The sequence below is a fragment of the Paenibacillus kobensis NBRC 15729 genome, from assembly GCF_004000825.1.
Classification (GTDB): Bacteria; Bacillota; Bacilli; order Paenibacillales; family Paenibacillaceae; genus Paenibacillus_T; species Paenibacillus_T kobensis.
The window spans coordinates 38,998-63,574 of record NZ_BILZ01000001.1 but is presented as its reverse complement, the minus strand read 5'-3'; the positions used below and the strand labels follow the sequence as shown (position 1 = coordinate 63,574).

Here is a 24,577-nt window from a genome sequence, read left to right as displayed (position 1 = left end):
GGTATACATGTCAGCATCTCAACGACAGATTCGGCTCGGCGCGTTCGTCTTCGGCGTCGGTCATCATATTGCGGCGTGGCGGCATCCGAATACGAATACCGGCGGCTTGCTTACGTTCGACTTTTATAAACATTTCGCACGGACTGCCGAACGGGGCAAGTTCGATATGGTGTTCATCGAAGATATCCCTTCGCTGAATGAGCCGCATGACACGGCCGTGCGGCATACGGTTCCTGTGCGTGCAGAGCCTCTTACCCTATTGTCGGCGATTGCTTCCGTAACTGAACGGATCGGACTTGTCGGTACCGCCTCGACCACCTACAATGAGCCCTTCCATGTTGCTCGCAAGTTCGCGTCTCTCGATCACCTGAGCAAGGGCCGCGCCGCTTGGAACGTCGTCACGACAGGTATGGAGGCAGCAAGCCTCAACTTCGGCAAAGACCATCACCTCGCACATAAGCTGCGTTATGAACGGGCGGATGAATTTGTCAGTGTCGTTACGTCGCTGTGGGATAGCTGGGAGCCGGATGCGCTAATCATCGACAAAAGCTCGGGCATCTTCGCGGATTCAAGCAAGGTACATCCGATCCGCCATCAAGGCGAGCACTTCTCGGTGCGGGGACCGCTCAGCGTCCCTCATACGCCGCAAGGCAGACCGGTCATCGTACAGGCAGGCTCATCGGATACCGGACAAGAGTTCGCCGCCCGCACAGCCGAGGTCGTGTTCACCGCTTGGCAGACGCTGGAGGAAGCGCAGCAGTTCTACCGCAGCTTGAAGGGACGCATGCCGAAATATGGACGCTCCCCCCACTCGCTGCTCGTTATGCCAGGCATCCTGCCCATTATCGGTTCAACCGAGCAGGAAGCGCGGGAAGCCGAGCAATATTTGCAGGATTTGGTACTTCCAGAGGTTGGGCTGAGCATGGTTTCGAGAACGCTCCGCGTCGATTTGAGCCAATATTCCTTAGACGAACTCGTACCTGATCTTCCGGATGCGGTCGATATCAACGGCGGCAAAAGCCGCTATCAGCTTCTTGTCGACATGGCAAGACGGGAGAAACTGACGATTCGTCAGCTCATCGCAAGAGTTACAGGCGCTCGCGGTCATCACACATTTGCCGGAACGCCTGAGCAAATCGCGGATCATCTAGAAGAATGGTTCCTGAATTACGGCTGCGACGGCTTCAATATTATGCCGCCGATCCTGCCGAGCGGTCTCGAGCAATTTGTCGAGCACGTCATTCCGATCCTTCAGCGGCGCGGCTTGTTCCGCACCGAATACGAGGGGCATACGCTGCGCGATAATCTCGGTCTCGAAGTGCCGATCCATCCTCGCTCCGCTTCTCGCGCAGCAGCCGAAGAGCAAGTTACATCCAGCTAAACACTGTCATTCTTATTAATAAACATTGGGGGATTAACTATGAAAACCAAATTGTATCGTAATCGAATTGTTGCGCTTCTTCTTATATCCGTATTGACGTTCGTTATTGCCGCATGCGGCAAATCCGAGGACAAAGGAACGTCCGAAAGTACGAAGCCGGCTTCCTCGTCGTCGTCTGCTACAGAAGAATCGTCGAAGCCGAAAGAAGAAGTCACCATCAACATCGGCGTCCAAGGAAAAACCGGCATTTTACCATACGCTCGTTCGAAAGGGCTGTTCGAGAAGGCGCTCGCGAAAGACAATATTAAAGTGACGTGGAACGAATTCGCAAGCGGACCGCCTCATTTCGAAGCGATCGCGGCTGGCCGCATCGACTTTGGTTCTGTAGGCGGCACCCCGGTTATTTCCGGTCAAGTCGGCGACGTCGGGTTCAAGGCCGTTGCGGTAACTAGCGATGGCCGTAAAGGAAATATGATCATCGTACCGAAGGATTCGCCGATCAAGGAGCTCAAGGATCTGAAAGGCAAGAAAGTCGGTGTTGCCAAAGGAAGCAGCGCCTACAACTTCCTCTATATGGCGATCGATAAAGCGGGACTAACAGGCGACGATGTGAAAGTTATTCAACTCCAGCCCGACGAAGCGAGACCGGCTCTCGATTCGGGTGCGATCGACGCATGGTCGATCTGGGAGCCATATGCGACGGTTGCCGAACATCAAACCGGAGCTACAGTTCTCGTATCCGGTGAAGATCTGAACATCAATGCTCCCGGCTTCCTGATCGCCCGTACAAAGTTCCTTGATCAGCATCCGGATGCTGCCGTTGCGTTCTTGAAAGCCTATGAGGAAGTACGGCTTTATTACAGTACCCATATCGATGAAGTAGCTGGTGATCTGGCAGATGCGGCTAAGCTGGAGAAAGAAGTACTGGCTGAAGTCATGCATCGCACCGAACCGCTATTGTCCCCGATTACGCCAGAATTTGCGAAGGCGCATCAGGAGCAAGCCGACTTCCTCTTTAAAGTAGGCGCGATCAACAAACAGCTCGATACGTCGAAGGTGCTCGACAGCAAGTACGTAGAGCAGGCGCTTGCGGAATTGAAGGAAGGCAAGTAGCAGCACCTAATCATGAAGAAAAACAAAAGACAACGGACAATGCGCCGTTGTCTTTGTTTTTCTTCACTCTCCGTTAACAAGTAACAATAATGATAGAAAGCCGTTCCTTATTATGCCTATGGCCGGGTTACTTCACCTTTATAATAGCAGTAGAGGTAGTAAGTGGAGCCCCCAGTTGCATATGTATAATAATTAAGAGTTCCGGTATATCCATCGGCGTCCGAATACGCATAGGTACTCGGACAATAAACATTCATCCGTCCTCCGACCACTCGCATCACATCAACATACTTTGAATCAGCAGCGAATGCCGTAACGGAGGAGCTCAGTGCCATGGTTAGCACAGCAAGAATAAATAATCCCCGTTTCATTGCTTTCATAATAATCCCTCCAAATATTACTATTATATGAATTAATTGCAAAAGGAGTATATCACACATATTGGAGGTCACTCAATAGAACGTTAGGCCTACTGGTTAACGATTCCTGATAAGATCCCCGTCGATATGGCCCCGAACAATAAAAGTCTGACGGACTTCCAACGAATAACGATAAAATAGCCCGCGATATCCGCGAGCTGATTCGAACTATGCACTTGTCATATGAAATGGGTGAACCGCTCTCTCAATATCATGCGCAGCTCATCGGGAATCCGGTCATACACGACCCCTTTCCCCAGAAACAGAAGCCAATCCGCATAATAAGCCAGTTCCTCAGCATCGGTCACGTCCAGCTGAACATTAAAAATCCCGCTTGACTGAAACATCCCAGTAAAAGACAAACTAATCCCCGGCGGGTGCATGCGCTTAAAGCGCTGAATCCCTGTCGCATCAAGCTTCACAACAAGATTGGATTCACGTGCACGAAGACGTTTTTTGTTTAAAATCTCTTGCTCCGTCAGCTTCATCGCCTGCTCGGAAATGGCCGAATCCCTTAGCATCACAACAGGCAAATAACGAAACTCATCCGCATCGAAATCATAGACCTCTACGAGCCATTGAGCGTTTGAGTTAAAAATATGCAGCAGATAAACGTCCATCAACTGCGGCCACCCAATGCTATGCTCATAAGTCACTCGCAAATGCTTATCACGCACTGCAAGCGATATCAATTGATTCAGCTCTGGAGGCGCCGAGTCATCTAGCTCTAACAGATTCGGATTGGCAGGATTCGTATTTTCGAAAAGTAAAATATGATTCAGCTCGATCAGCTCGTCCTGCTGTGTTTGCGACGCGATGCCGATGAGCTTCTCCGTGATGGATCGGCGATTGTGCAGATAAGGCAGCTGCGAATTTTTCGAGGCGATAAAGCTGATAAAAATAGCCTTCAGCTCATCTGGCGTGAATCGGGCTGCGGGGAGATAATGATTCTGCAAGACATGATAGCCCCCACCCCGCCCAAGCTCGGTCGTCAGCGGAAAACCCATGGCCTGAATCTCGTTAATGTCGCGGATCGCCGTCGCGCGGGATATTTTGAACTCCCTCTGGATCTCAGCAATCGTAAAATGCGCACGGTTATTAATGTAACGCATGATTAGGTTCACTCGTTCTGTTTTCTTCATGGTTTATATTGTAGCAAAAGTGAAGCAAGAACAAAATGTCGGGATTGGCGGCTTATCCTTTTTACCTGATTGATCTTCGATAAAGGTATCAAATTTTGATACATTCGGCCAATAGAATCAATCTTGTAAAAACTAAATCGCCAAGGGAGAGAACAATATGTCTAACTACTCCATCCAAACCATCTCGAAAAGCTACAAAATGACTGCTTTCGGTGTTACTTTTGAGGACTTCAACGACTGGGCAGGTAATGCAGCAAAAACTGCGGCAAAAAAAGCCGAAATCAGCGAAAACGGCAAGCTTGCTGAACTTCTCGCACTGGCTGACGGGCAAGAGTATCAAATCAACTACATCATCGACGGGAAGCCTTGGCGCGGTTTCGGCGTAATGGGTGAGTTCGGCGTGGATACCGCTGTCGTCATCGAGTTCCTTGCTGGGGACTACCTTGTCGTGCCTGGCACAGGCGCTGACAAGGACCGCCTTGCAGATGAAATCACAGGCAAAGTTTTCGGCGGCATGCTGCAAGAAATTACAGACTACAAGTACGTTGGACCCGGCAACGCAACATTCGTCAAATCTACTGAAAACGGTGAATTCTACGGCGAAATGTGGCTTCGGGTGAAAAAAGTCGAAGGTTAACCGCTTCTGTATTTTACAGAGCTTGATGAAAGGAGCACTTACATGGCAGCTTACACGCTTGAATACAAAAAATCATTCACATTGACCGCTTATGGTTTTTCAATCCAATCGAATTTTCAAGATATGCCGGCTCTGCAAAAGGAGAAATCCGAGTTTTGGGGCAAACTCAAGGCTGACGGACGTTTCTCCAAGCTTAAAGACGCCGCGAAAGACGAACGTGAATGGTCCGTTAACGAGGTATATCAAGGCAAACCGTGGAATTATTTCGCAGTAGAAGCTGGCAAAACTGTAGCGGACGCAACGCGCATGATCGAGTTTCCGGAGAGCGAATATATTGTGGTCGCAGGAAACGGCGATAAGGAAACATTGTTCGATCAACTGACGTACCTTGCTTTTGGTGAAGTCTTGTCTCAAATTACCGAGTATGCGTACATCGGCGGTCCAAACGCGACTTATCGCAAAGATAATGGCGATGGCACTTTCTACGGCGAATTTTGGGTGCCTGTTGTTAAAAAATGACGCAACAAGAGCCGCATGACATGCGGCTCTTCATGTTATGTTCTGTCGCCCGGCAAGAAATCAGTATCATTTCACGCTTCTCATTTCTTCCCATTTTCCACAAGATGATCTACCGCTGCCTGCTCAATTGCCAGTCCTTCCGTGTAACGCTCCATAAACAAGGAAAAGCCATCCACATCTGCGCTGTCCGGATAAACCGCTTGTCCTTCTGCATCTTTGAACACTTTAGCGGTAAGGTAATCTGCCAAGCAATCGTCCTGCTCCTTATTCATCATATAGGATGCCAGAACGGCCATTCCCCATGCACCGCCCTCACCAGCCGTAGACATGACCGATACGGGAATATTCAGTGCTGCGGCACACATTTTCTGACCGACTAGCGGTGTTTTGAACAATCCGCCATGCGCCATAATATGGTCAATCGTCACCTGCTCCTTCAGTGTCAAAATATCCATCCCTAGTCTTAATGCAGCAAACGCGCTAAACAGATGCACTCTCATAAAGTTAGCCAGATTGAAGCGGCTTTCTGGAGAACGAACGAACAGCGGACGACCTTGTGCTAACCCGGTAATGTTCTCGCCTGAATAGTAGCCGTAGCTCAGCAAGCCGCCGCCATCAGCGTCTGCTTCCAGCGCTTTGTTGAACAGGACGCTGAATAACTGGTTCATATCGGGTTTCTGCCCCATTGATTCATAGAACTCACGGAACAAGCCGAGCCATGCATTAATATCGCTGGAGCAGTTGTTAGCTAGAACCATGCCGACAGGGCTGCCATCAGGTGTAGTCACGATATCAATCTCAGGGTACACCGTCGACAAATCTTTCTCTAGTACAAACATGGCAAAAATCGATGTACCTACGGAAATGTTGCCAGTACGCTTCTTGACACTATTGGTAGCGACCATGCCAGTTCCCGCATCGCCTTCTGGAGGACATAACGGAATACCTGCTTGCAGGCTGCCTGATGGATCTAATAACCGTGCCCCAGCTTCACTGAGATATCCAGCATGTTCACCGGCAGAATAAACGTTGGGCAAAATATCCGTAATACTCCACGGGTAGTTTTTATCGGCAATTAACTCGGCAAACTGCTTCATCATAATTTCATTAAATTGCTGTGCAGATTCATCGATTGGGAACATGCCAGAGGCATCCCCCACCCCAAGAGCCTTGCTCCCAGTCAACAGCCAATGAATGTAACCCGACAACGTCGTCATATAATTTATGTTCCGGACATGCTCTTCTTCGTTCAAAATCGCTTGATACAAATGTGCGATACTCCAACGTTGAGGAATTTTAAATTGGAATTTCTCGGTTAGTTCAGATGCAGCTGCACCTGTAGTGGCATTGCGCCATGTACGGAACGGGACCAGCAGCTCCCCTGCTTGATCTAGTGCAATATATCCCTGCATCATAGCCGAACATCCAATTGAACCGATCTTTTGCAGGGTTACTCCATATTTATTCTCAACCTTTTGCTTTAATTGGCGATAGGTTTCTTGCAGTCCGTTAATCATTTCATGGAGAGAATAAGTCCAATAACCGTCAATCAATTGATTTTCCCACTCATAACTGCTGGAACCGATCGTTTCATAATTGGAATCAATCAGTACGGCCTTGATTCGTGTGGATCCCAGTTCGATGCCAAGCGTGGTTTCTCCCCGGAGTATCGCATGTTTAATATTTTGATCCATGATGGCGGAGCTCCTCTCTGAAATGGAAGACTGAACCGAATAGATCTTAAGTACTCTCATGTTGTGGTAATGATCACGATTACCATAAGAATAGCACTCGCAAACTTAGTTTGTCTATTAAACAAACTAAGTTTTTTTCTGTACACAGTAGGCTGATTGAGCATTTCTTCTTGTTAGTTGTAACTGCTGTTGTCATTACAAGGAATACCTTATGTCCCTCGATGCAATCATAAAAAAAATCCGCTAAATCGCGGATTCGAATGATATATGTTTTTTTTGCTTTTACTACTATCCAATATATATAATGACTCCTTCATCTTTAAATGCCACATTCATCTCTTCTACAAGTCTATCGACTCTACCAATTAGATGGCTGCAATCATTTTCAGTTAGCATTATCTTTGCCCATTCCTTTAATAAAGATAATTCATTAATTAGTTTTGGGAAATGTTTCTTATTCAAATCAATACCTGGAGAATAAAAATAGGATGTTAGCTCTAATTTCAACTCTTTAACTCCAGGTAACCAACATCGTTCAAAAAATACTTCTGTTGAAACAGGTACATAAAATCGTGAATCTTTCGGTTCTATTATTATTGCTGCAATTGACAATATAATCACACCTTGTGATATCGGTCCTTAATACCCGGCATCAAATTCTTTTAATATTCCCCATTGTATTCTACATAGCTCGCTTTCTTGAAGAGAACCACGTGATAAGGCATATATGTATTCTTTGCTTGTGGTATTAAATCTTCAATGTGATTAATGGCTGCGTCGACCATTTCCTTAGATGTAAAAATACCTTCATCTAAAAATCCGCTCAATAACGCTCCTTCTCCCTTCAGTTTTAAACAAAGATATCCATAACCAGGATCGACCATTACAAGATTTATAATGTCGTCTTCATTTTGTTCCTTCGTTCTATCATAAAATCTAATAACAATATCTTCTTTAACTTTATTAAATATCTCAACATCACAAGAGAAATGATTAAATATGAACTTCATTGGCTAGCTCCCTTACCCATTGAAATTTCACACAATCTCTGCCATAAACTTATTTAAGTTTACGGCAAATCCCGCGACAAAAACAACCGCGGGCTTTGCAAATATTATGCAGAACAAACCTTATTAGCACTACCATATCTTTTGAGGTCGCCTTGATAGACTCGATTAGCGGGCAGTTTCAGCAGCATCTGTGGTCGTATCAGATTTAAAGGCCGGTCGAACTTAACAATGCCTGCCTCCTGTAAAATATATGCTACAAATTCAGAGCAAATAAAACCACGGCTGTCCTTAATCTCTACATCGATAATATTACTCAGTAATTTCGTGATGCTGTAATAATACTGGTCGCTGTTCATTATAAAATCGTTAAGGATTTGACTGACGAGAGCATATTGATTGGACGTGATATTCAATTGCAGTACAACACCTGGTAATGTTTTAAAATGTCCGTAATAGCCTTCCGAATAGGATTCTCTGCGGAAACACCCTTTGAATGGATACCAGTTCCATTTACGGCCGAAACCATACAGCTCGTCGAGATTCTCATCCAAGGCGATTGAGGCGTGGGTGACCTCATCTTTCTTCAGATAACTAACAAATTTGCCGATCATCGAATCTGTTTTAATAAGGGAAATATAGATATACGGCATAACCTTTCCTCCAACTTTATAAGGATGGCTTTTTTTCACAATTAGGTTTATATGTATATAGCCTACACTGTGAAGCGGGCAGACCGCGCCATGCCTTAGAGGGAGATTGGGACTCGACCAAAGTTGAGTGTGATCCTCGACTCAAGCAAGAAGCCGATATACCGACCACTATGTGATGCACACAAAGTGATTCTCCTCCGCCAACAATAAGCAAAGCCCGCGGTTATCAACCGCGGGCTTTGCTTGCAATCCTTGTATTCGAATATTATTTACCGCTCGTAAGCTGCTGCGCCGCTAATGCGATAAACATGAAATGCGTGGAGCCGCCTCCCATTACATACTCCACTTGCTGCCATAAATAAGGGAATACGAGCAATTCAGGGAAGTCGGGACGGATCAGCGCAGTACCCGAAATGACGCCGCCGGGAATGTACGACCAGTCGGCGCGATTGAGTCCATACCCTACCGTTGCCGATTTGGCGCCGACTCCCGATGCGAACGACATCGTATTCGAGCCCGGATGACAGCCCAGAACAAAATTCAGCGCATTGAAAATCATCTCGGAGTCGAACAGACCGGGATAAGCCTTATGCAGGAAATAGTACTCGTATCCCAGTCTCTGTATCCCCCATCCCGCTCCCCAGATATGCGGGCGATACGGAATTCCGTACGGTGTCTCTGCACTCTGCTCCGCAAACTGTTCTTTCAAAGCCGGCAAAGCATCGCGGAACTTCTTAGTAAATACGGCGTCATTCATCGCGCACTCGGCTCGAGCGATAAACCAGCCTACCTTGTCGATTGACTCGACGATGTAATCCGCTTCCGACAACAAGAAGTCTTTATATTCTTGTTCGCCGGTGGTTAGGAATAATTCTGCGGCGGCATGAATTTTGGCTCTTCTAGCAGGGCCTGTCCCGTCCGTAACCTTATAAATCTCACTGGCTGCCTGTAAGGCTTGGTTACTTAATGTTGGGTTGAAATCCTTCAACGTACGGGAAGCAGCTGCCAGATGGGCGGCGGTGGTCAATTCGCGCGGCGGATTATCTTCGGTAAACACCCAGCGATCGTCTTCATTTCCTTGAATGCCGTCTGACATGCTCGCGCTGTCGCCAAGATGTACGTATTGCCGCAGGTCGTTCTCGATGATCCCCCGATAAAGCCGCCCTAATGCGCGATAGCCGCCAACGACGGACAAGACGCCGTGCTCGATCTGCTGCAGGATGTCGTTTTTGCCGTCGGGCTGGTGGATTTCGACAATCCGTTTATCTTGATCAATGGTCGTCGCATCGTAATAGACATGAAAGGCTTCGTACGCCAGTGCCAAGGTGTAGAATTCACCAGACTGTGACTCCACACGAAGGTCGAAATCGCCGGCATCGTGCCAACCGCCAACATTCAGCCCTGGAACAACGTCACCCGGTTCGTAATGGGTCAGTGTGGAAGGTCCTTGTACATATCCGTCAAAGTGATTGAGATTGACCGGAGCCATCCGAGCGTCGTCATGATGACAATGGCCGTGCCATACCCGGTATTTCTCGCTTACCCGCATATGACACATCTGTACGGGAAGGAAATACTCCAGAACCGGCTGCCAGATCCCTCGATCGTAAACATCGTTGGCAATGCGGAAAATGGAAGACTCCGAAGAACCGTAACGAACTTTATATAAACCCTCTTCCCTAACGTCCGTAAAATCAAATTTCAAATAGTTATGGCGGAGGAATTGTCCCCATTCCTGTCCTTCCGCCGAGAGAACTTGTTTTTCACCTGTCTCCGTTATTTTGAACAGAACCGGTTGTTCGCGCTTGCTCTCACGATGATCAAGTTCAATGATTGCTGTTTTGGATTGGCTGGGATGGTATCCGACCTGCGATGTCTGAACGACGGACGGATGAAGCCAGTCTTCTACGACATGAGGTGTAATAACCCATTGAATCGCCTGATTGGTGGTTCCGGCAGGTACTTCGCTGCTGACCACAAACCAGCCATTGTTGTGATTCATTCGACCGTCGTACAACTTAAGCTCCGTCCCCTTGCTCTCAATAGTAAAGCGGTTGTAAGGGTCTTCGGGCCGCACTGTAAAACGTCTGCCTACCGCATACGGCTGGGCAATGATGTCATCGGCAATCATCGGATTGTATCCCTTGTTGTCGCCGGTCAGCAGTTTAAGATCTGCGGTTGCATCGGGTTGACTAAAATTCCCGGGATGCGAATAATTGGACGGAAGCGACAATACGGGGCCGTTAGGCTGTTCAGGGAATATCCCTTGCTTGTTGTCCATTATCCAAGGCTTCCCGAACAGAGCGCCGGGAAACAGCTCCAGGTTGAAGCATATTTTGCCGACATACTTGTCCGGTATCGGCCGATCCAAATCCACGGTAACGTTGACTGACGTGCCGTCGCCTTTGACGACAACCTTGTAATTGAACTCGAAATCCGGATAGATCATCGGATTAAAGCCTTTTAGATGCCGTGACGAATCCGGGAAACTCAGCGACGTGGTGATGGTATTCGCCGCTTCATCCAGTTCGCGCTTACCCTGCTGCGGCACTGGCTGCCATTGTCCCGGCGTCTGTTCAAAACGAATATCGCCGTTGGTAGCAACTCGATTGCCGTGCATGATGATACTTACACCGGATTGATGCCCTTCCGGATAGATATCGTCGAAGGCCATGACATCGACACCTAGGCTTTGAAAATAGCCGGATGCGTGGTTTAACTTGAATCCTTGTTCCTCAGAGGATTTGAAAGCGGTTTCCTTTTCCAAAATGCAGCCTCCTTGTGTGAATTACTTATATGGTTGATCATAATATAGCCGAGTCCTAATGCATAGGTAATTACCGGGAAAAACGAGTGAATGGCCTTAATAAATACGCTCCTTAAATACCGTGTGATATAAAAACGATATGGGAGTGCGTTCGTAGCTACGAGAAATCAAAAAAGACCGACAGGGATAATCCTGTCGATCAAATCAATAAAGATTTCAGTATCTCATTTTTATCATGAACAAAAAATAATATAAAACTGGCAATCCTACGATAGCAGATAATACTGTGATTGCAGTTTGCGCTTTCTTCTCACCGCGTAATATAAACTGAAAACCCTTATACGCTAAAATACCAATCCATCCGCCTAATCCATTTAGAATGATATCGTCAATATCTGCTGCTCCAATGCCTAATAGCCCTTGTAAGACTTCAACAAAGAAACTAACAACAAAAATAAACAACAGATTGCTTATTGCTCTTTTGTTGTTCTTAAATATTGACAGATATACACCAAGAGGGATAAAAATAAATATATTGCCAACCACATTACCAAAAGCAAATCTTCTTAAATTAGCTGTGCTGCCGGATATGTATTCACTTATGCTATGAAAAGGAATGAGATTGATTGACCTAACGAAAGTTCTGTGGCTATTGAATAGGTCCACAATCGGAACTCTCGATAAGAACAATATTTTCATTAACAAATAGAGGTAACAGATGAAAACACCATATAAAAAGGCTCTTTCTATTCGTTCTCGTATACTCATGAATTCTACTTTTTTCCGCCCTTCGATTACATATTGGTCAGCTGCAGGCTCACTCTACACTATAACCATTCGCTGACTGTTTGCCTCTGACAAGCTCAACCCTATTATACTTAGGTTATTCCGTTGGTTCAATTAGAAAGCCGCCTATTTTGGCGGCTTATGGGACAAGCGCTGATTCCAATGGAGACAGCGCCTTGGTCTCATCAAGGAAAATAAAGGCATCGTAACGTTTGGAGACGGCTGTCGGCACGTAATTGCCCCGCTCGCGCTCTGGATGGTACACGACTCCTATCGCTCTGTTTCCTAGAATGGCATCGTCAAGCACCGGTTGTCCATCTTCGAATAGGAGCAATTTGTTTTCCGCCCCGCTGCGGTGGAGCAGTTCTTCCCAACTGCCCTCGATCGCCTTCGGAACCTTCATCTCTTGAGAAGGCGCCCCCCAGGATCGTCCGGCGATAACGGTTCCTTGGTATGTGCCGTAGCCGATGGCATATACATCTTTGCCGTATTTTTCACGCAATAACTGTCCCACGTTGATCATGCCGTCCGCCGCCATATCCGTATAACGTGCATCTCCGATATGGGTGTTGTGTTCCCAGATGATCGCACGCGCTTGCGGTCCATGGAAATCGGCCAATTTCTCAATCGCTTGGACCATGTGACGGTCCCGAACGTTCCAAGATTCGGCGTCATGACGAATCATGGTGCGGTAATAAGCTTCCCCGCCTTGGACCGCCATGGCGTTCATCTCTGCGCTTAACGTATTCTCTCGATCGTCCGGTTGCGCTTCTTTCCACTTGTCCTGCAGCTTTCGCAGCAGGGTTACGACTTCTTCCTCGCAGCTGTCTTCCCCATATAGTGCTGCCGATACCCCGTAGCGTTGCTCGTCTCCGCCATACGGTTGGAAACACTCGAAAGCCCGTTTTGCCGCCTCTATATCCGCGCCTTCTTTGGTCCCTAGGTATTTCAGAATTTCGTCCATCGACTCCCATAAGCTGTAAATATCAATCCCATAGAAGCCTACCTTCTCCGCATCCGGTTTATCGGCATTATATCGGCGAAGCCATTCTGCCAGCTCTACGATTTCTCGATTCAACCACATCCAAGAAGGCCATCGGGCAAAATCCATTAGTGCCTCTCGTGCGTCCTTTGCTGCGGCCGAGCAACCTTTTACATATCGATTGAGGGTGTAGCAAGACGGCCAATCGCCCTCTACGGCAATAAATCGATATCCATATTCAGTTATAAGCCGTTTGGACAGAGCCGCTCGGTCGGTATAAAACTCTGAAGTCCCGTGAGACGCTTCTCCAAGAAGCACGAATTTGGCACTGCTGGCTCGATCGATTAACTCGTTTGCGTCTTCTGCTCCTGTATACTTGCGGGCCAGCTTACGTATGGATTGCAGGATAAGTTCCTCGTTCATCAGAATGTACACCTCACTGAGTTAGCGTTCCATACTAGTTTGTTCCAACTGTCTTTCGTATATGAGGTCAAACAAAAAATACTGATCTGATGCCTAAACAGGATCAATCTCTAGGGGCTGGCCAGTCCAAAGATAGGAATATTTAGGAGGATTGCTATAAATGGTTATTAAAAGCTTAGTGAAGAAAAGTTCTATCGCATTATTAAGTGCCTCTCTTATTTTGGGTTCACTGTTGGTTTCTTCAAATGCAAATGCATCAGCATCCGTGAGCAATGTATCAGCTCTCGCTTCATCCTATACTTCGATTGATTCCGGCTATGGCGCTTACCGTACATTGGGTCCGTATGCAACAGAATCATTCAAAATTTATAATGGCACTCCGTACGCTAGGGCATATCAAGTAACGGTTTCTAGCTCGGCTTCAGCCAACGTATATCCATCCAGCATAAACTTTACTGGCCAGGGAAGAATATACTATTTGTCACAGCAACCCGGGCTCTATGTCTACGACATAATCGTGCAGCCGTATGCAACTGCTAACATCGATGTAACCAATTCAATATCTACTACCAATGGCTATGTAATTAATGTTTATTAAAATAAGCTGATCGTAGATCTACGCGTTTAATCCATAATGAATTGGCGATTATTTCTTGGTTTATAATCAAGGAGTGATCGCCATATTCTCTTGAAACCGCAGGATAATGACAGGAATGTCATACCTTGCGGTTTCTTTTATGAGATTCGCTTCTGATGCCAGAAGTAGAGTATAGTAGGAGTAGTTGAAAATATATTCCAGGAGGCTATAGCCATGTCACAGGAGATTTGGATTAACCTGCCGGTCAAGGATGTTGAGCGGTCCACTGCATTTTTTAATGCCATTGGATTCGAAGCGGCGAGCGTTGGCAGCGAGAGAGCTAAGCTTGTCATAGGCCAAACCACGATTTTACTGTTCCCGGATGCGACGTTCGAGAAATTTACAGGTTCAAGAATCGCAGATACTTCCCATAGCGCAGAAGTTATATTTTCCATCGGTGCTAAAAGCAGAGATGAAGTCGATACCTATATTCAGAAGGCAGAGTTTGCCGGCGGAAGCATCTTTGGCAAGCCGAGTGAAATTGACGGCTGGATGTACGGCGCAGCTTTTGCCGACCTGGATGGTCACCGGTGGAACCTTCTATACATGGACGAGAGCAAAATGCCGAAAAGCTAATGTAAAAACGCCGGTCACCTTCTTAAGGTTACCGGCGTTTTTAACTCGATATTATCTCGATCTGTCCTATATCGTTTAACTAATAAAGAATGTTAAATCCGTTTCTCCCTCATTTTTATGTGCAATAACGGGGAAGTTTGTTTTCACTACTCCAATACGTTCAATGATAATGTTATAAGGCTTTAGTTTTTGATGCCAGTCACTTTCCTTAATCGTCGAGACGGAATCAGACAGGTAACCTTCGATAATTTGCTCTAGGCGCAAATTGGTCATAGTTGAGTCGTAACCTACTCCAATTTTAAACACATTCTCTTTTGGGTCAGCGGCAAAACCTACTAGTGTCACGCCATCCTCATCATCCAATTGATTCATATGCTGGGCGAGATGTTTGCTAATTTCCGTAAAATCACCATTAGGATTAGAACTCTTACATCCAATTAATGAGAAAACAATAACAATGACTAGCACGAATACAGCCGGCTTTTTGAAATCCATTTGATCTAAGATCCCCCACGCTTTCACTAGGACATATAATTTGCAACATCGTTTCATGATCTGTTCCATATTGATCTATTCAAAATGGACTAGATACCCAAACAATAATACCATAAAAAAACATTTCTAGTCCTAGATATAAATGCCCCTTTCGAATCGACCTATTCATTAATCATAGCTAATTCAACCAACTGGCGTAGGCATGAGTACAGTCAAGCCGTTAGGCGCTTGCATAGTCTACAATACACTTGCTTGTTAATTCATGAATATCTTCCGCGAGGAGTGACTTAAATGGTCAATAAAGGATCAATGAGACAGGCGCCGCAGTCTCCTCCTCCCGCATTCATCCCGCCGAAACCCGCCGTTTCTTATATCATCGACTGCATGTACCAGTACACCTATGTATGGCTTAGAACAGGCGAAAGCTTCTGGTTTTTTCCGACGCATGTCGATATGGACGGTGTTGCAGGCTTTAGATGGAGCGGCTCATACTGGTACTTCTACGGTATCGATCCGAGGTTCATCGATGCCTCATCGTGTCCGCCGATTCCGACTCTTTTCTGATCCATTCCATGCTGCTCAGTGCATCCATCTTGTATTCGTAAATTAAAAAAGCCGCGAAATACGCGGCTTTAATATCATATATTTTTGTTAACCGAACGTATTATATACACTTTCACACTCTTCCGCAGTTGGTTCATAAAAACAATGTTTCTTCCATCGGCCGACCAACGGCTGATTATACCAAGTTGGCGGACATGGTCCAGGATTATCGAATGATCCCGGACGGAAATACCATAGGGAAAATTTGGCTGGCCAATTCCGCTCCCCGTTCACAACCCGTTGCGCCAGACGGCGTTCCCTGTCCCTTGCGCTTTGATAGTACATCCCGTGTTGCAACGCTTCGAACGCATGCGGCTGGTTGATCATCTCGGGTATTGTCCGGAGATTTTTAAAGTCGGAGCAGTTCGCTCTTATTCGGTTGATGCCGACATTCCCAACAAGGAGCATGCCCATTTCGCCTTCGGTCTCCGCTTCGGCTCGAAGCAACCTTGCCAGCATATCAATATCTTGTTGTCTGGCTTTTACGACTGCCATTGGCTCACCTCTTTAGCTTTCTAGACTCATCATATTGTAGGCGTAGCGGATGTGTGACTCTGGCACAAGCGTTTATGGTTGCTCCACTAGTCGATATTCGCGACTTTCCATTCACCGCTTTTGTTTTTTCTGACCGTGAATGCATAGGTGGAATTAAATAAGAAGCCCTCTTCGCTTAGCGCCTTATAGGCCACGTTGACGTTATATCTTTTCTCATCCAATGACGTGATGGATTCCAGTTGTTCGAACCGGTACTGCCTTCCATCATCGATCAAAAAGCTGAGCGCATCCGCTAGAGCTTGTGATTCCAGCGATTTTGCGAATTTCTGGGCGTCTTTGGAAATGATAGCGTCCATGCTCGCCAACGCGCTTTGCAGCACCGCTTTATGGGTCTCATCCAGCGTCGATTCGTTGTAGGTTAAGAAAACGCCTGCTTTGTAGTCCTCGCTCGCATGAGTCTCCCTAATCGAGGCTATCATGGCTAGAAACAACTTCCGCGCCTTCACCTTCTCCTCGTTTGTATATGCAAAGCGGATGATCAACTCATTCGATTCGACATGGAACGAGAAGTAGTCGTATTCCATGGTCGAGTCGCTCCGATCCGTGCCCAAGTATTCTTTATACTCTGCCAAATCGGGATCGGTCATCTGAAAGTTCGGCTGGATCAAGCTTCCATCCATAATGGCGAATGAGTTTCTCGGCTCTCCGTAGCCCCACTCGACCCCTTCGGCAAATTCTCGTTGAACCATGAATTCCGGAACGTAAGCCCCGTACGGCAGCGAAGTGTGTTTGCGGAAAACGGCGTTCTCCATCTTGTCATTGAACGTATAGGCTTGAATGATAGATCCGCCCGACTGCACTTCGACCATCAAAGACATTTGCGGGCTTCGCGTGGCTTCGGGGCTCCGTATGTCGGAATTTATCTTATTCTCGGCCGTCTCGGCCATATCGTCTTGACTTATTGAGGGCGACGAAATGTCATTCGACTTGGAAGATAAACATGCCGACAACACTAGCGCAGCAATTATGATGACGGAGATTCGAATCCATTTCATTGCACCTTACATCTCCTTCCATCATACTTGTAATAACAGCAGCATTTAGACGTCAACGATATGGAAAAAGTTTCTACTAACAGATCACATTCCTTCCCGCACGCAGTGTCGGTTGCCGAAAGTTTCTGCTTGTTAATCTTTCAGATTTAGAAGAAAATCCAGTGTGCCCTGATAAGCATCTTTCCACCCCATCTTCGCATAAAATCGGAGCCCATCGAGTCCCTTGCAGTAATAGGCGCCCATTAACCGCTCTTTAAAATTAGGAGTCGCGATTCCAGCTTTCTCTTGCATGTTCTGATAGGCGTTAATGACACCAAGCTCGGGCAAATGCCGGTCGAGAACGACAAGGTCTACTAGTGAATCGCCGTACATGCTATTTCCATCAATGATACCGGTAATCCGTGTTCCGTCGGACATCATATTCCACTGGTGAAAATCTCCGTGTATAAAGCTTCTATCCGATTCATTATAGTGGACGTAGGCCATCAGACGATTATAGATTTCTTCGTAGACGTCTTTCTCCAAGCAAGACGTGCGGAAAAGATCGTGCCAGTTCTCCCAGAACGTCCCCGTCTGATCTTCCGCATTAGAGGCAACGATGAAGTCCCTCCATGTTGCATGGGATCCATTGCCATCGGATCCGATCCACCCGTATCCGTTCGTTGCCCTAACATCCGCATTGGCTAGTTTTGATAGGATGCCCATAATCTCAGGTAACTGTTGAGCTTGTTCCACTGCTGTAAATTCGGACAAGGTGCGCCCTTCCATCCGTTCCATAAGCAAATAGGTCAACCCCTGGCTAGTTTTCCCCAACGCCAAATTTTGGGGGTATGGGATGCCCTGAACCGACAGCAAATTGGATATATAATGTTCCGTCTCATACGCATGTGGCAGATCGCTAAATTTCACAATGTAACCTTTCTCTTCGAAGCTGCAAGAAAACACGTTGCTCATATTCCCACCCGACAGCGGCGTGATTTCAGCAACATCCGACCCTAGATGATTCTGCAATATGTGTTCAATTTCACTCATAGCCACATTCGGTTTCTCATAAGCCATTATCGTTCAACTCCCATTTCATCATAAACTAAATAGTGATTGCGAAATAAAAAAAACCGCAGATGAACAATCGTTCACCAACGGCTTCTTCGTCGTCATGCCTTAACAAGGTAATCCCTTATCCCTTATAACAAGCATTCCAAACAGAAGCAGTGATGAAGGTTTCGGTTCATGACGGAGTACATAAGCTACGACAATGCCAAACAATCCCTACTTCATTAAGCAGAGTGCGTCCGTCACGCTCATGTACGATTAGGTTAATTTAACCTTGGATTTCCGTCAGGAATACCGCCATCATCATCACTGTATATATCCCACCAATCAACTATTTGTTACAGTATAAACCAAGCAATCGATTAGTCAATATTGATTTCGATAATTAAAGCAATTCATTCATTTCTCGCCAATTATAAATCTTCACTTTCTCTGATTGTTTTTTTGCTGAATGGATCATCGCCTAAGTAATGTTCTCCCCTTCAATTCCTTTGTAACTAGTACAGCAGCCATACGGTTAGGCAATGTTCTCGATAAGCATCCATACGCCTATAAGTCCAAGCACGATACCCGCTGCTTTTTCTGCCCATTCTCCTAGGAATGGCTTCAACTTGGCACCAAAAATGACGCCGATCATGGAGAAGGCAAAAGATTGGACAGCGATCAGTAAGATCGTGAGCACGATCGGCGCTTGCATCAATCCGGCGGTAAAACCTACTGCGAGCTCGTCCAGGCTGATGCCGACCGCCACCGCTAGCAGCGGCCACCCGGCGAGCGGATGCTGTAGTGCCGCATTTTCATCCTCATCCTGGTCGAAGAAAAGAAAATAAATCGCCACTCCGATCAATAACAGAGCGCCGATCACAGAAATCGCACCTTTGAAATAATGACCAAGTGCTCCCCCGATGATCATGCCGGCAATCGGCATCAGGGATTCGGCCGAAGCGAACACAAGTGCGATGGTTATTTTGTGATTCGGCTCTTTTCTTAGTCCCAACGAAGCGGAGACAATTAATGCATCGAAACCAAGCGACAAGGTTAAGAACCAGGCGAACAACGCATCCATGGCTATACTCCTTCCTACCGTCCATAATTCCAATATATACGGCAGGAACTAACCATAGTACGAGCTTGGTATAGGATTGCCGCAATCGTGAAACCCTAACCGAGGATATAAAACATCCTCCAAAGGCAGGTAGGTTCTTCATGAGAAGCAAAATTTTGCTTGGATTATGGGTCGCAGCAGTTTCTCTCCTGTTTTCGGTTCCGGCTTATGCCTATACAGGAACGACAAACGGAGGCAACGGCGGGCTCGGCAACGGAATGGGGACAAGTTCGCACGGCATTCACGACGGGATCTCTGCAAATCAAGTCGGTACGAAAACGTACATCCACTCGACCAACGGATCAGCAGCAAGCACAACAGGAACGTCCAATCACGAAGTCAGCGTATACGGAACAGGAACGGGCAGTCAGTTCCTTAACGTGAACCCGAACGCGAATCTGAACGCAAACCTAAACGCAAACACACCTATTACGACGGATCACAATTCAGGGTATCGTACGCAATCGTACGCGAATGACGGATATCGCGCACTGGATACGACTTCCTCCAGAAACAAAGGTTGGGGCTGGCTTGGATTGCTCGGATTGCTCGGGCTCTTCGGGATGCGCAGCCGGAATCCGCAACACGATCGCTAAATAAGAAGATCTCAGGAATAACGATGCAGGTCACTATCCGTAGAACGGATGGGACTTTGCATCGTTTTTTTTGCTTCTTGGACATTCTTATGCCGACATACAATGAAGCAAGTTACACATCGCGATTCTAGGAGGTGTGGTCATGTGGGTTAAGCCTGCTTTCAAGATCGTCGAGGTCTGCGCAGAAGTGACAGCCTATGCATATCGCAAGTGACCGCGCATGTCCGAGATACGGAATCTCTTCGATAAAGGAGAGCAACGATGATTATTAAGCTCCTAGGATCCGCCGCAGGAGGAGGATTTCCGCAATGGAATTGCGCTTGTCCCAATTGCAGACGCGCGCGATCCGGCGACCCGTTGGCGCGCGCCCGAAGGAATGATTCGCTTGCCGTAAGCCCGGACGGCCTGCGGTGGATTCTGCTTAATGCAAGCCCGGATGTTTCTCTTCAGACCGAAGAGAACGCTTGTCTTCATCCGGGCCCTTCCTTTCGTGCCTCCCCCATTCAAGCCGTCCTTCTTACCGACGCGGAATTGGATCACACGATCGGACTTCTTGGACTCCGGCAAGGCTCGACCATCGACGTCTACGCGACGAACTCTGTTCTCGGCGCTCTTGCGGACAGCTTTCCAGTTAGACGGATCGTTGAGCCGTTCGCAAGTTTTCGGTGGCATGAGACAAGGTTGGAGCATTCTTTCCCACTATTTGGGGGACAATTGTTGGTATGTCCGTTTCATTTGGGAGATAAGCCCCCACGGTACGTCAGCGCTAAGCCGCTTCAAGAAGCGGCTGGGCAGCAGGAACCTTGGAGTATCGGCTATCGCATAACGGACTTGAGGACAGGCGGAGTCGCTGTCTATGCACCAGGGATCGAGGCTTGGTCGCAGACGCTAGAGCATCATCTGGATAGCGCGAACTGCATTTTCCTGGACGGAACATTCTGGATGGGCAGCGAGCTGCGTGACCTTGGCATATCGGAGCTGCACGCTGCTGATATGGGCCACCTTCCAGTTGCCGGCCCCGGCGGAAGTGCCGAGCGGTTCGCCCTTTTGCCTGCTCGCCGCAAAGTATACGTTCACATCAATAACACGAATCCGATGCTGATTGAAGATTCCCCGGAAAGGCGAATATTGACCGACCTGGGGATTGAAATCGGTTTCGACGGGATGGAGATGGAGATTTAGATGTTGGAATCGTATTTGCTCTCGGACGAACAATTCACTTTCCGCTTGCGCCAGGTGGGAGAGGAACGTTATCACGACAAGCACCCCTATCATATTGCTATGCACGAAGGCAAGCTTTCCCCCGTTCAACTGCGGGCTTGGATCGCTAACCGGTTCTATTATCAGAAGAATATCCCGGTCAAAGACGCTCTAATCTTGTCCAAGCTGCCGTCGCGCGAAGATCGCCGAGAATGGATTCAGCGGATCATTGACCATGACGGCCGGGATGGCAACGACGGCGGCATCGAAGCGTGGATTCGGCTGGGCGAAGCGGCGGGCATACCGAGAGACGAAATGCTCGATGAACGCCATGTGCTTCCGGCCGTCCGGTTCGCCGTCGACGCCTATGTGAACTTTTGCCGGCTGGAGCCCTGGCCCATCGCGGTCGCCTCCTCCCTAACCGAACTGTTCGCGCCTACGCTGGTCTCCAAGCGGATCGGTGTGTTTGAACAGTTGTATCCATGGATTCGCCCGGAAGGACTCGCCTACTTTCAAGCCCGGCTGACCCAGGCACCGCGCGATGCGGATCACGGACTGAGTCTCGTCATGCGTGAATGCAGGGACCGCCGAGAGCAGGAACAGGCAATCGCCGCTTTACAGTTCAAGTGTAACGTCCTCTGGGCACTGCTGGACGCGTTAAGCTTGGCATTCCCTAGCGGAGACAACGGCCGATGAGCATCTTGGAGATGTCGGATCGGCCGAAGCTGCGCAGTCCGGGTCGGATGAAGTACGACAAAGCCCGGCAGTTGGAGTTATTGCTGCTGCCGGAGCGGGTCGTCGAGTTAAACGAGGCGGCAGGAGTCATCCTGCGGCTGTGCGACGGTCAGCGAACGATCGCGCAAATGATCGCGGAACTCGAGGCGAAATACGTTCAGACCGGCCTTGGGGACGATATCGTCGAATTCATCGCTTCGGCGGCGGAGAGGGGTTGGCTGGAGCTATGCAGCTAGTTTTGCCGTATGCCTTAACTGCGGAAGTTACGCATCGTTGTCCGCTTCACTGCCCCTACTGTTCGAATCCGCTCGAACTTCACCGCAGAGAGAATGAGTTGTCGACGAATGAATGGCTGCGCGTGCTGGAACAAGCTGCCGATCTCGGGGTCGCACAGGTTCATTTCACGGGCGGAGAACCGTTGCTGCGCCTGGATCTGGAACTGCTCGTCCGCCGCGCCAGGGAAGCGGAACTCTACGTGAATCTCATCACTAGCGGCGTAGGCTTGACGGAAGAACGCATCCAGAAGCTCGCGGATGCCGGTCTCGACAGCATTCAGTTGAGCCTACAAGCCGCGTCCGAGAAGCTTGCCGATTCGATCGCTGGTTTCCAAGCGCATGAACTGAAACGTCAAGCGGCACAGCGTATCCGCTCGAGTGGACTCCCCTTACATATGAACGTCGTACTCCACCGGGCCAATCTTCATCAGATCGAAGAAATGATCGAGCTCTGTTCGGAATGGGGAGCCCAGCGGCTGGAGTTGGCCAATGCTCAATATTACGGCTGGGCATTGCGCAATGTTCAGCAATTGCTTCCGCGAAGAGAGCAGCTTCAAGAAGCCGAAGCCGCCTATTCTCGGGCGCAAGAGCGTTTCGGAGATCAAATCGAACTTATATGGATCCTACCAGATTATTATGAAGAGTTTCCTAAGCCCTGTATGGGCGGCTGGGGTAGGCTATCGCTTACGGTAGCGCCTGACGGTCGAGTATTGCCCTGCACGTCTGCATCCGAGATTCGAAGCTTGTCATTCGAGAATGTGAAAGAACGCGATTTGTCCTGGATATGGCATTATTCCCCCTCTTTTAACGCGTTTCGAGGCTACGATTGGATGCCGGAGCCCTGCCAAAGCTGTGATCGCCGCGAGTTGGATTATGGCGGATGCCGTTGTCAGGCATATCTGTTGACCGGTGACGCGCGATCGGCAGATCCTGTATGTAAGTGGTCTCCCCATCGAATCGCCATCACGGATCGGATCGGTTCCAACGAAAATAATGATCATCAAGCGCTGATCTATTCCTACCGTGGTAGGTGATCAGCGCTTCTTCGTCTCAGCGAACTGCAGCGGGAAGTGTCGGATCCTGATTTCCTGGTTGCACGAAGCCGTCAGGCAGTTCGTCCCCGGCCTTCAGTATCTTGTCTTGTGCGACGAATTTCGTTGACATTGTTTCGAAAAAAAGCGGACGTTTCTCCCAGACGTCCTTGGGCACCGTCAGAACGAAGCGGCCTTGACGGTCGGGAATCGTCACGGTGTATGGTGTTCCGGGCGGGACATCGAGTCCGGCCAGCAGGCCGCTATATTTCGCTCCTGGCGCGGTCGTGCAGACTAAATTCGAAGGCTCGTCATCGATCACGAAGCCTTCTCTTGGCAGGCGGATCTGAATGTCTACGCTCGTATCTCGGGGAAAATGAAACACTTTGCCGCCTGGCAGCGTGTATCGGTGCTTTCCGACGATCACCGTAAGGTTCGTCTCGTCTTCCTCCGGCCAGTAATACATCTCGTATCTCCCGTTCCGATCCGCCTTAGTTGACTTGGCGAAGCCCTCCCCGCTATCCCGGTCAATCCATACGATAGCGTCCTTCACCGGTCTGCCATCGGCATCCTCCACTGTTCCAGAGATCCGATACTTATATACTTGGAAGAAAGATATCTTGTCGTCCTTCCCGATTATGAATCGAGCGTGTACCTTGACTCGGCTCGCGTCCGTTTCGGAAGCGGCTACCTTGGTCACCTCGATCGGATGGTAGACGGTGATCTTGGCGGAAGCCGCAAGGATGGAATCGGCCGCCTTGTTCTCTATCGGCTTGCCGGCGATCTTGGCGTTCTGGACCGACACTACGAGAACGGGCTTGTAAGCAATTAAACTTCGGTCGACGAGCAACTCGAATGAGCCATCCTCCTGCGTCACGATGTTTCTTCCTTGCGGTTTAACTTGCAAAAGCGCATTCGCGACCGGCTGATCGCCGAAAGTCAGTTTACCCTTAATAGCCGTAATGTGAGTACCGTCACTCCGCCACGCTGTGGCTGCAAATGATGTTTGATCAAGTTCTATACTGCCTTGCGGGTCTTCCGCCTGTGCGTTCGATTTCGTATGAGGAGCTATCCATAATACCATTGCAGCGGCAAAGAATACGAATAGTCTCGCTTTGGTTGTCCTTATCAAGTAGTCGGTCTCCTTTAAATAAGACAACCAAGACATGACGAAATGCGTCCTGTCTTGGCTGTCGGG

General features: G+C 48.2%; 28 protein-coding genes. 13 read left to right on the top strand and 15 right to left on the bottom strand.

Features of this window, described 5'->3' with window-relative positions; translation table 11 throughout:
* Positions 1-7: 7 nt before the first annotated feature.
* Together PKO01S_RS00270 and PKO01S_RS00265 are read left to right on the top strand one after the other, a co-directional pair.
* Entirely contained in the window at positions 8-1,381 is a 1,374-nt protein-coding gene (locus PKO01S_RS00270; protein ID WP_127529281.1) for an LLM class flavin-dependent oxidoreductase, read from the top strand.
* A 39-nt stretch (positions 1,382-1,420) separates the two neighbouring features.
* Complete coding sequence (locus PKO01S_RS00265; protein ID WP_127529280.1) at positions 1,421-2,494, top strand: aliphatic sulfonate ABC transporter substrate-binding protein; 1,074 nt, start codon at positions 1,421-1,423, stop codon at positions 2,492-2,494.
* Positions 2,495-2,610: 116 nt separating this feature from the next.
* Here the strand turns inward: PKO01S_RS00265 and PKO01S_RS00260 are convergent, their stop codons facing one another.
* Positions 2,611-2,874: a hypothetical protein gene (locus tag PKO01S_RS00260; protein WP_127529279.1), complete on the bottom strand. Its 264-nt coding sequence runs from the start codon at positions 2,872-2,874 to the stop codon at positions 2,611-2,613.
* A 218-nt stretch (positions 2,875-3,092) separates the two neighbouring features.
* Positions 3,093-4,055, bottom strand: a complete 963-nt coding sequence (locus tag PKO01S_RS00255) for a helix-turn-helix transcriptional regulator (protein WP_281278819.1) — start codon at positions 4,053-4,055, stop codon at positions 3,093-3,095.
* A 157-nt stretch (positions 4,056-4,212) separates the two neighbouring features.
* On the opposite strand from PKO01S_RS00255, the gene PKO01S_RS00250 reads away from it, so the two are divergent.
* Positions 4,213-4,692 (top strand): hypothetical protein, encoded by a 480-nt coding sequence (locus PKO01S_RS00250; protein ID WP_127529277.1) that lies wholly within the window; start codon positions 4,213-4,215, stop codon positions 4,690-4,692.
* 42 nt (positions 4,693-4,734) lie between these two features.
* Positions 4,735-5,211 carry a GyrI-like domain-containing protein gene (locus tag PKO01S_RS00245; protein ID WP_127529276.1) on the top strand — a complete coding sequence of 159 codons (477 nt, stop codon included), beginning with the start codon at positions 4,735-4,737 and terminating at the stop codon, positions 5,209-5,211.
* A gap of 80 nt (positions 5,212-5,291) precedes the next feature.
* Here the strand turns inward: PKO01S_RS00245 and PKO01S_RS00240 are convergent, their stop codons facing one another.
* From PKO01S_RS00240 to PKO01S_RS00210, 7 genes are all read right to left on the bottom strand, one after another.
* Positions 5,292-6,905, bottom strand: coding sequence for a xylulokinase (locus PKO01S_RS00240; RefSeq protein ID WP_127529275.1), 1,614 nt, complete (start codon positions 6,903-6,905; stop codon positions 5,292-5,294).
* 288 nt (positions 6,906-7,193) lie between these two features.
* Positions 7,194-7,517 (bottom strand): hypothetical protein, encoded by a 324-nt coding sequence (locus PKO01S_RS00235; protein WP_127529274.1) that lies wholly within the window; start codon positions 7,515-7,517, stop codon positions 7,194-7,196.
* A 50-nt stretch (positions 7,518-7,567) separates the two neighbouring features.
* Positions 7,568-7,915, bottom strand: a complete 348-nt coding sequence (locus PKO01S_RS00230; RefSeq protein ID WP_127529273.1) for a hypothetical protein — start codon at positions 7,913-7,915, stop codon at positions 7,568-7,570.
* Between the two features lie 104 nt (positions 7,916-8,019).
* The gene (locus PKO01S_RS00225; RefSeq protein ID WP_127529272.1) at positions 8,020-8,565 is read right to left on the bottom strand and encodes a hypothetical protein; all 546 of its coding nucleotides are present in this window, start codon (positions 8,563-8,565) and stop codon (positions 8,020-8,022) included.
* A gap of 265 nt (positions 8,566-8,830) precedes the next feature.
* Positions 8,831-11,332, bottom strand: coding sequence for a glycoside hydrolase family 9 protein (locus PKO01S_RS00220; RefSeq protein WP_218031438.1), 2,502 nt, complete (start codon positions 11,330-11,332; stop codon positions 8,831-8,833).
* 216 nt (positions 11,333-11,548) lie between these two features.
* A complete protein-coding gene (locus PKO01S_RS00215; RefSeq protein ID WP_127529271.1) occupies positions 11,549-12,100 on the bottom strand; it encodes a VanZ family protein in 552 nt (183 codons plus the stop codon).
* Positions 12,101-12,257: 157 nt separating this feature from the next.
* Positions 12,258-13,523: an erythromycin esterase family protein gene (locus tag PKO01S_RS00210; RefSeq protein ID WP_127529270.1), complete on the bottom strand. Its 1,266-nt coding sequence runs from the start codon at positions 13,521-13,523 to the stop codon at positions 12,258-12,260.
* A 160-nt stretch (positions 13,524-13,683) separates the two neighbouring features.
* Between PKO01S_RS00210 and PKO01S_RS00205 the strand changes: the two genes are divergently transcribed.
* Both PKO01S_RS00205 and PKO01S_RS00200 read left to right on the top strand, forming a co-directional pair.
* A complete protein-coding gene (locus tag PKO01S_RS00205) occupies positions 13,684-14,121 on the top strand; it encodes a hypothetical protein (RefSeq protein WP_127529269.1) in 438 nt (145 codons plus the stop codon).
* 213 nt (positions 14,122-14,334) lie between these two features.
* On the top strand, positions 14,335-14,736 hold the full coding sequence (locus tag PKO01S_RS00200) for a VOC family protein (protein WP_127529268.1): 402 nt from the start codon (positions 14,335-14,337) through the stop codon (positions 14,734-14,736).
* A gap of 75 nt (positions 14,737-14,811) precedes the next feature.
* Here PKO01S_RS00200 and PKO01S_RS00195 read toward each other — a convergent pair whose 3' ends face one another.
* Positions 14,812-15,231: a hypothetical protein gene (locus PKO01S_RS00195; protein ID WP_127529267.1), complete on the bottom strand. Its 420-nt coding sequence runs from the start codon at positions 15,229-15,231 to the stop codon at positions 14,812-14,814.
* A gap of 291 nt (positions 15,232-15,522) precedes the next feature.
* Here PKO01S_RS00195 and PKO01S_RS00190 point away from each other — a divergent pair, with 291 nt between their 5' ends.
* Positions 15,523-15,795, top strand: coding sequence for a transporter (locus tag PKO01S_RS00190; protein WP_218031437.1), 273 nt, complete (start codon positions 15,523-15,525; stop codon positions 15,793-15,795).
* 87 nt (positions 15,796-15,882) lie between these two features.
* Here the strand turns inward: PKO01S_RS00190 and PKO01S_RS00185 are convergent, their stop codons facing one another.
* From PKO01S_RS00185 to PKO01S_RS00170, 4 genes are all read right to left on the bottom strand, one after another.
* Positions 15,883-16,329, bottom strand: a complete 447-nt coding sequence (locus PKO01S_RS00185) for a cell wall hydrolase (protein WP_127529266.1) — start codon at positions 16,327-16,329, stop codon at positions 15,883-15,885.
* Positions 16,330-16,415: 86 nt separating this feature from the next.
* Positions 16,416-17,384, bottom strand: a complete 969-nt coding sequence (locus PKO01S_RS00180; RefSeq protein WP_127529265.1) for a hypothetical protein — start codon at positions 17,382-17,384, stop codon at positions 16,416-16,418.
* Positions 17,385-17,516: 132 nt separating this feature from the next.
* Entirely contained in the window at positions 17,517-18,443 is a 927-nt protein-coding gene (locus PKO01S_RS00175) for an aminoglycoside phosphotransferase family protein (protein WP_127529264.1), read from the bottom strand.
* Between the two features lie 511 nt (positions 18,444-18,954).
* The gene (locus PKO01S_RS00170; protein WP_127529263.1) at positions 18,955-19,503 is read right to left on the bottom strand and encodes a manganese efflux pump MntP; all 549 of its coding nucleotides are present in this window, start codon (positions 19,501-19,503) and stop codon (positions 18,955-18,957) included.
* 140 nt (positions 19,504-19,643) lie between these two features.
* Here PKO01S_RS00170 and PKO01S_RS00165 point away from each other — a divergent pair, with 140 nt between their 5' ends.
* The 6 genes from PKO01S_RS00165 (at position 19,644) to pqqE (ending at position 23,382) form a co-directional block, all read left to right on the top strand.
* Positions 19,644-20,138 carry a WGxxGxxG family protein gene (locus PKO01S_RS00165; RefSeq protein ID WP_127529262.1) on the top strand — a complete coding sequence of 165 codons (495 nt, stop codon included), beginning with the start codon at positions 19,644-19,646 and terminating at the stop codon, positions 20,136-20,138.
* A gap of 142 nt (positions 20,139-20,280) precedes the next feature.
* A complete protein-coding gene (pqqA, locus tag PKO01S_RS29695) occupies positions 20,281-20,352 on the top strand; it encodes a pyrroloquinoline quinone precursor peptide PqqA (protein ID WP_127529530.1) in 72 nt (23 codons plus the stop codon).
* Positions 20,353-20,399: 47 nt separating this feature from the next.
* Positions 20,400-21,320: a pyrroloquinoline quinone biosynthesis protein PqqB gene (gene pqqB, locus PKO01S_RS00155; protein ID WP_127529261.1), complete on the top strand. Its 921-nt coding sequence runs from the start codon at positions 20,400-20,402 to the stop codon at positions 21,318-21,320.
* Positions 21,321-22,034: a pyrroloquinoline-quinone synthase PqqC gene (gene pqqC, locus PKO01S_RS00150; RefSeq protein ID WP_127529260.1), complete on the top strand. Its 714-nt coding sequence runs from the start codon at positions 21,321-21,323 to the stop codon at positions 22,032-22,034. It abuts the gene before it with no gap.
* A complete protein-coding gene (gene pqqD, locus PKO01S_RS00145) occupies positions 22,031-22,309 on the top strand; it encodes a pyrroloquinoline quinone biosynthesis peptide chaperone PqqD (RefSeq protein ID WP_127529259.1) in 279 nt (92 codons plus the stop codon). Before pqqC ends, pqqD begins: the two co-directional genes overlap by 4 nt.
* Positions 22,300-23,382 (top strand): pyrroloquinoline quinone biosynthesis protein PqqE, encoded by a 1,083-nt coding sequence (gene pqqE, locus PKO01S_RS00140; protein WP_127529258.1) that lies wholly within the window; start codon positions 22,300-22,302, stop codon positions 23,380-23,382. The genes pqqD and pqqE overlap by 10 nt, the downstream gene beginning before the upstream one ends.
* Positions 23,383-23,398: 16 nt before the next feature.
* Here pqqE and PKO01S_RS00135 read toward each other — a convergent pair whose 3' ends face one another.
* Entirely contained in the window at positions 23,399-24,511 is a 1,113-nt protein-coding gene (locus PKO01S_RS00135; RefSeq protein ID WP_164779395.1) for a carboxypeptidase-like regulatory domain-containing protein, read from the bottom strand.
* Positions 24,512-24,577 lie beyond the last annotated feature (66 nt).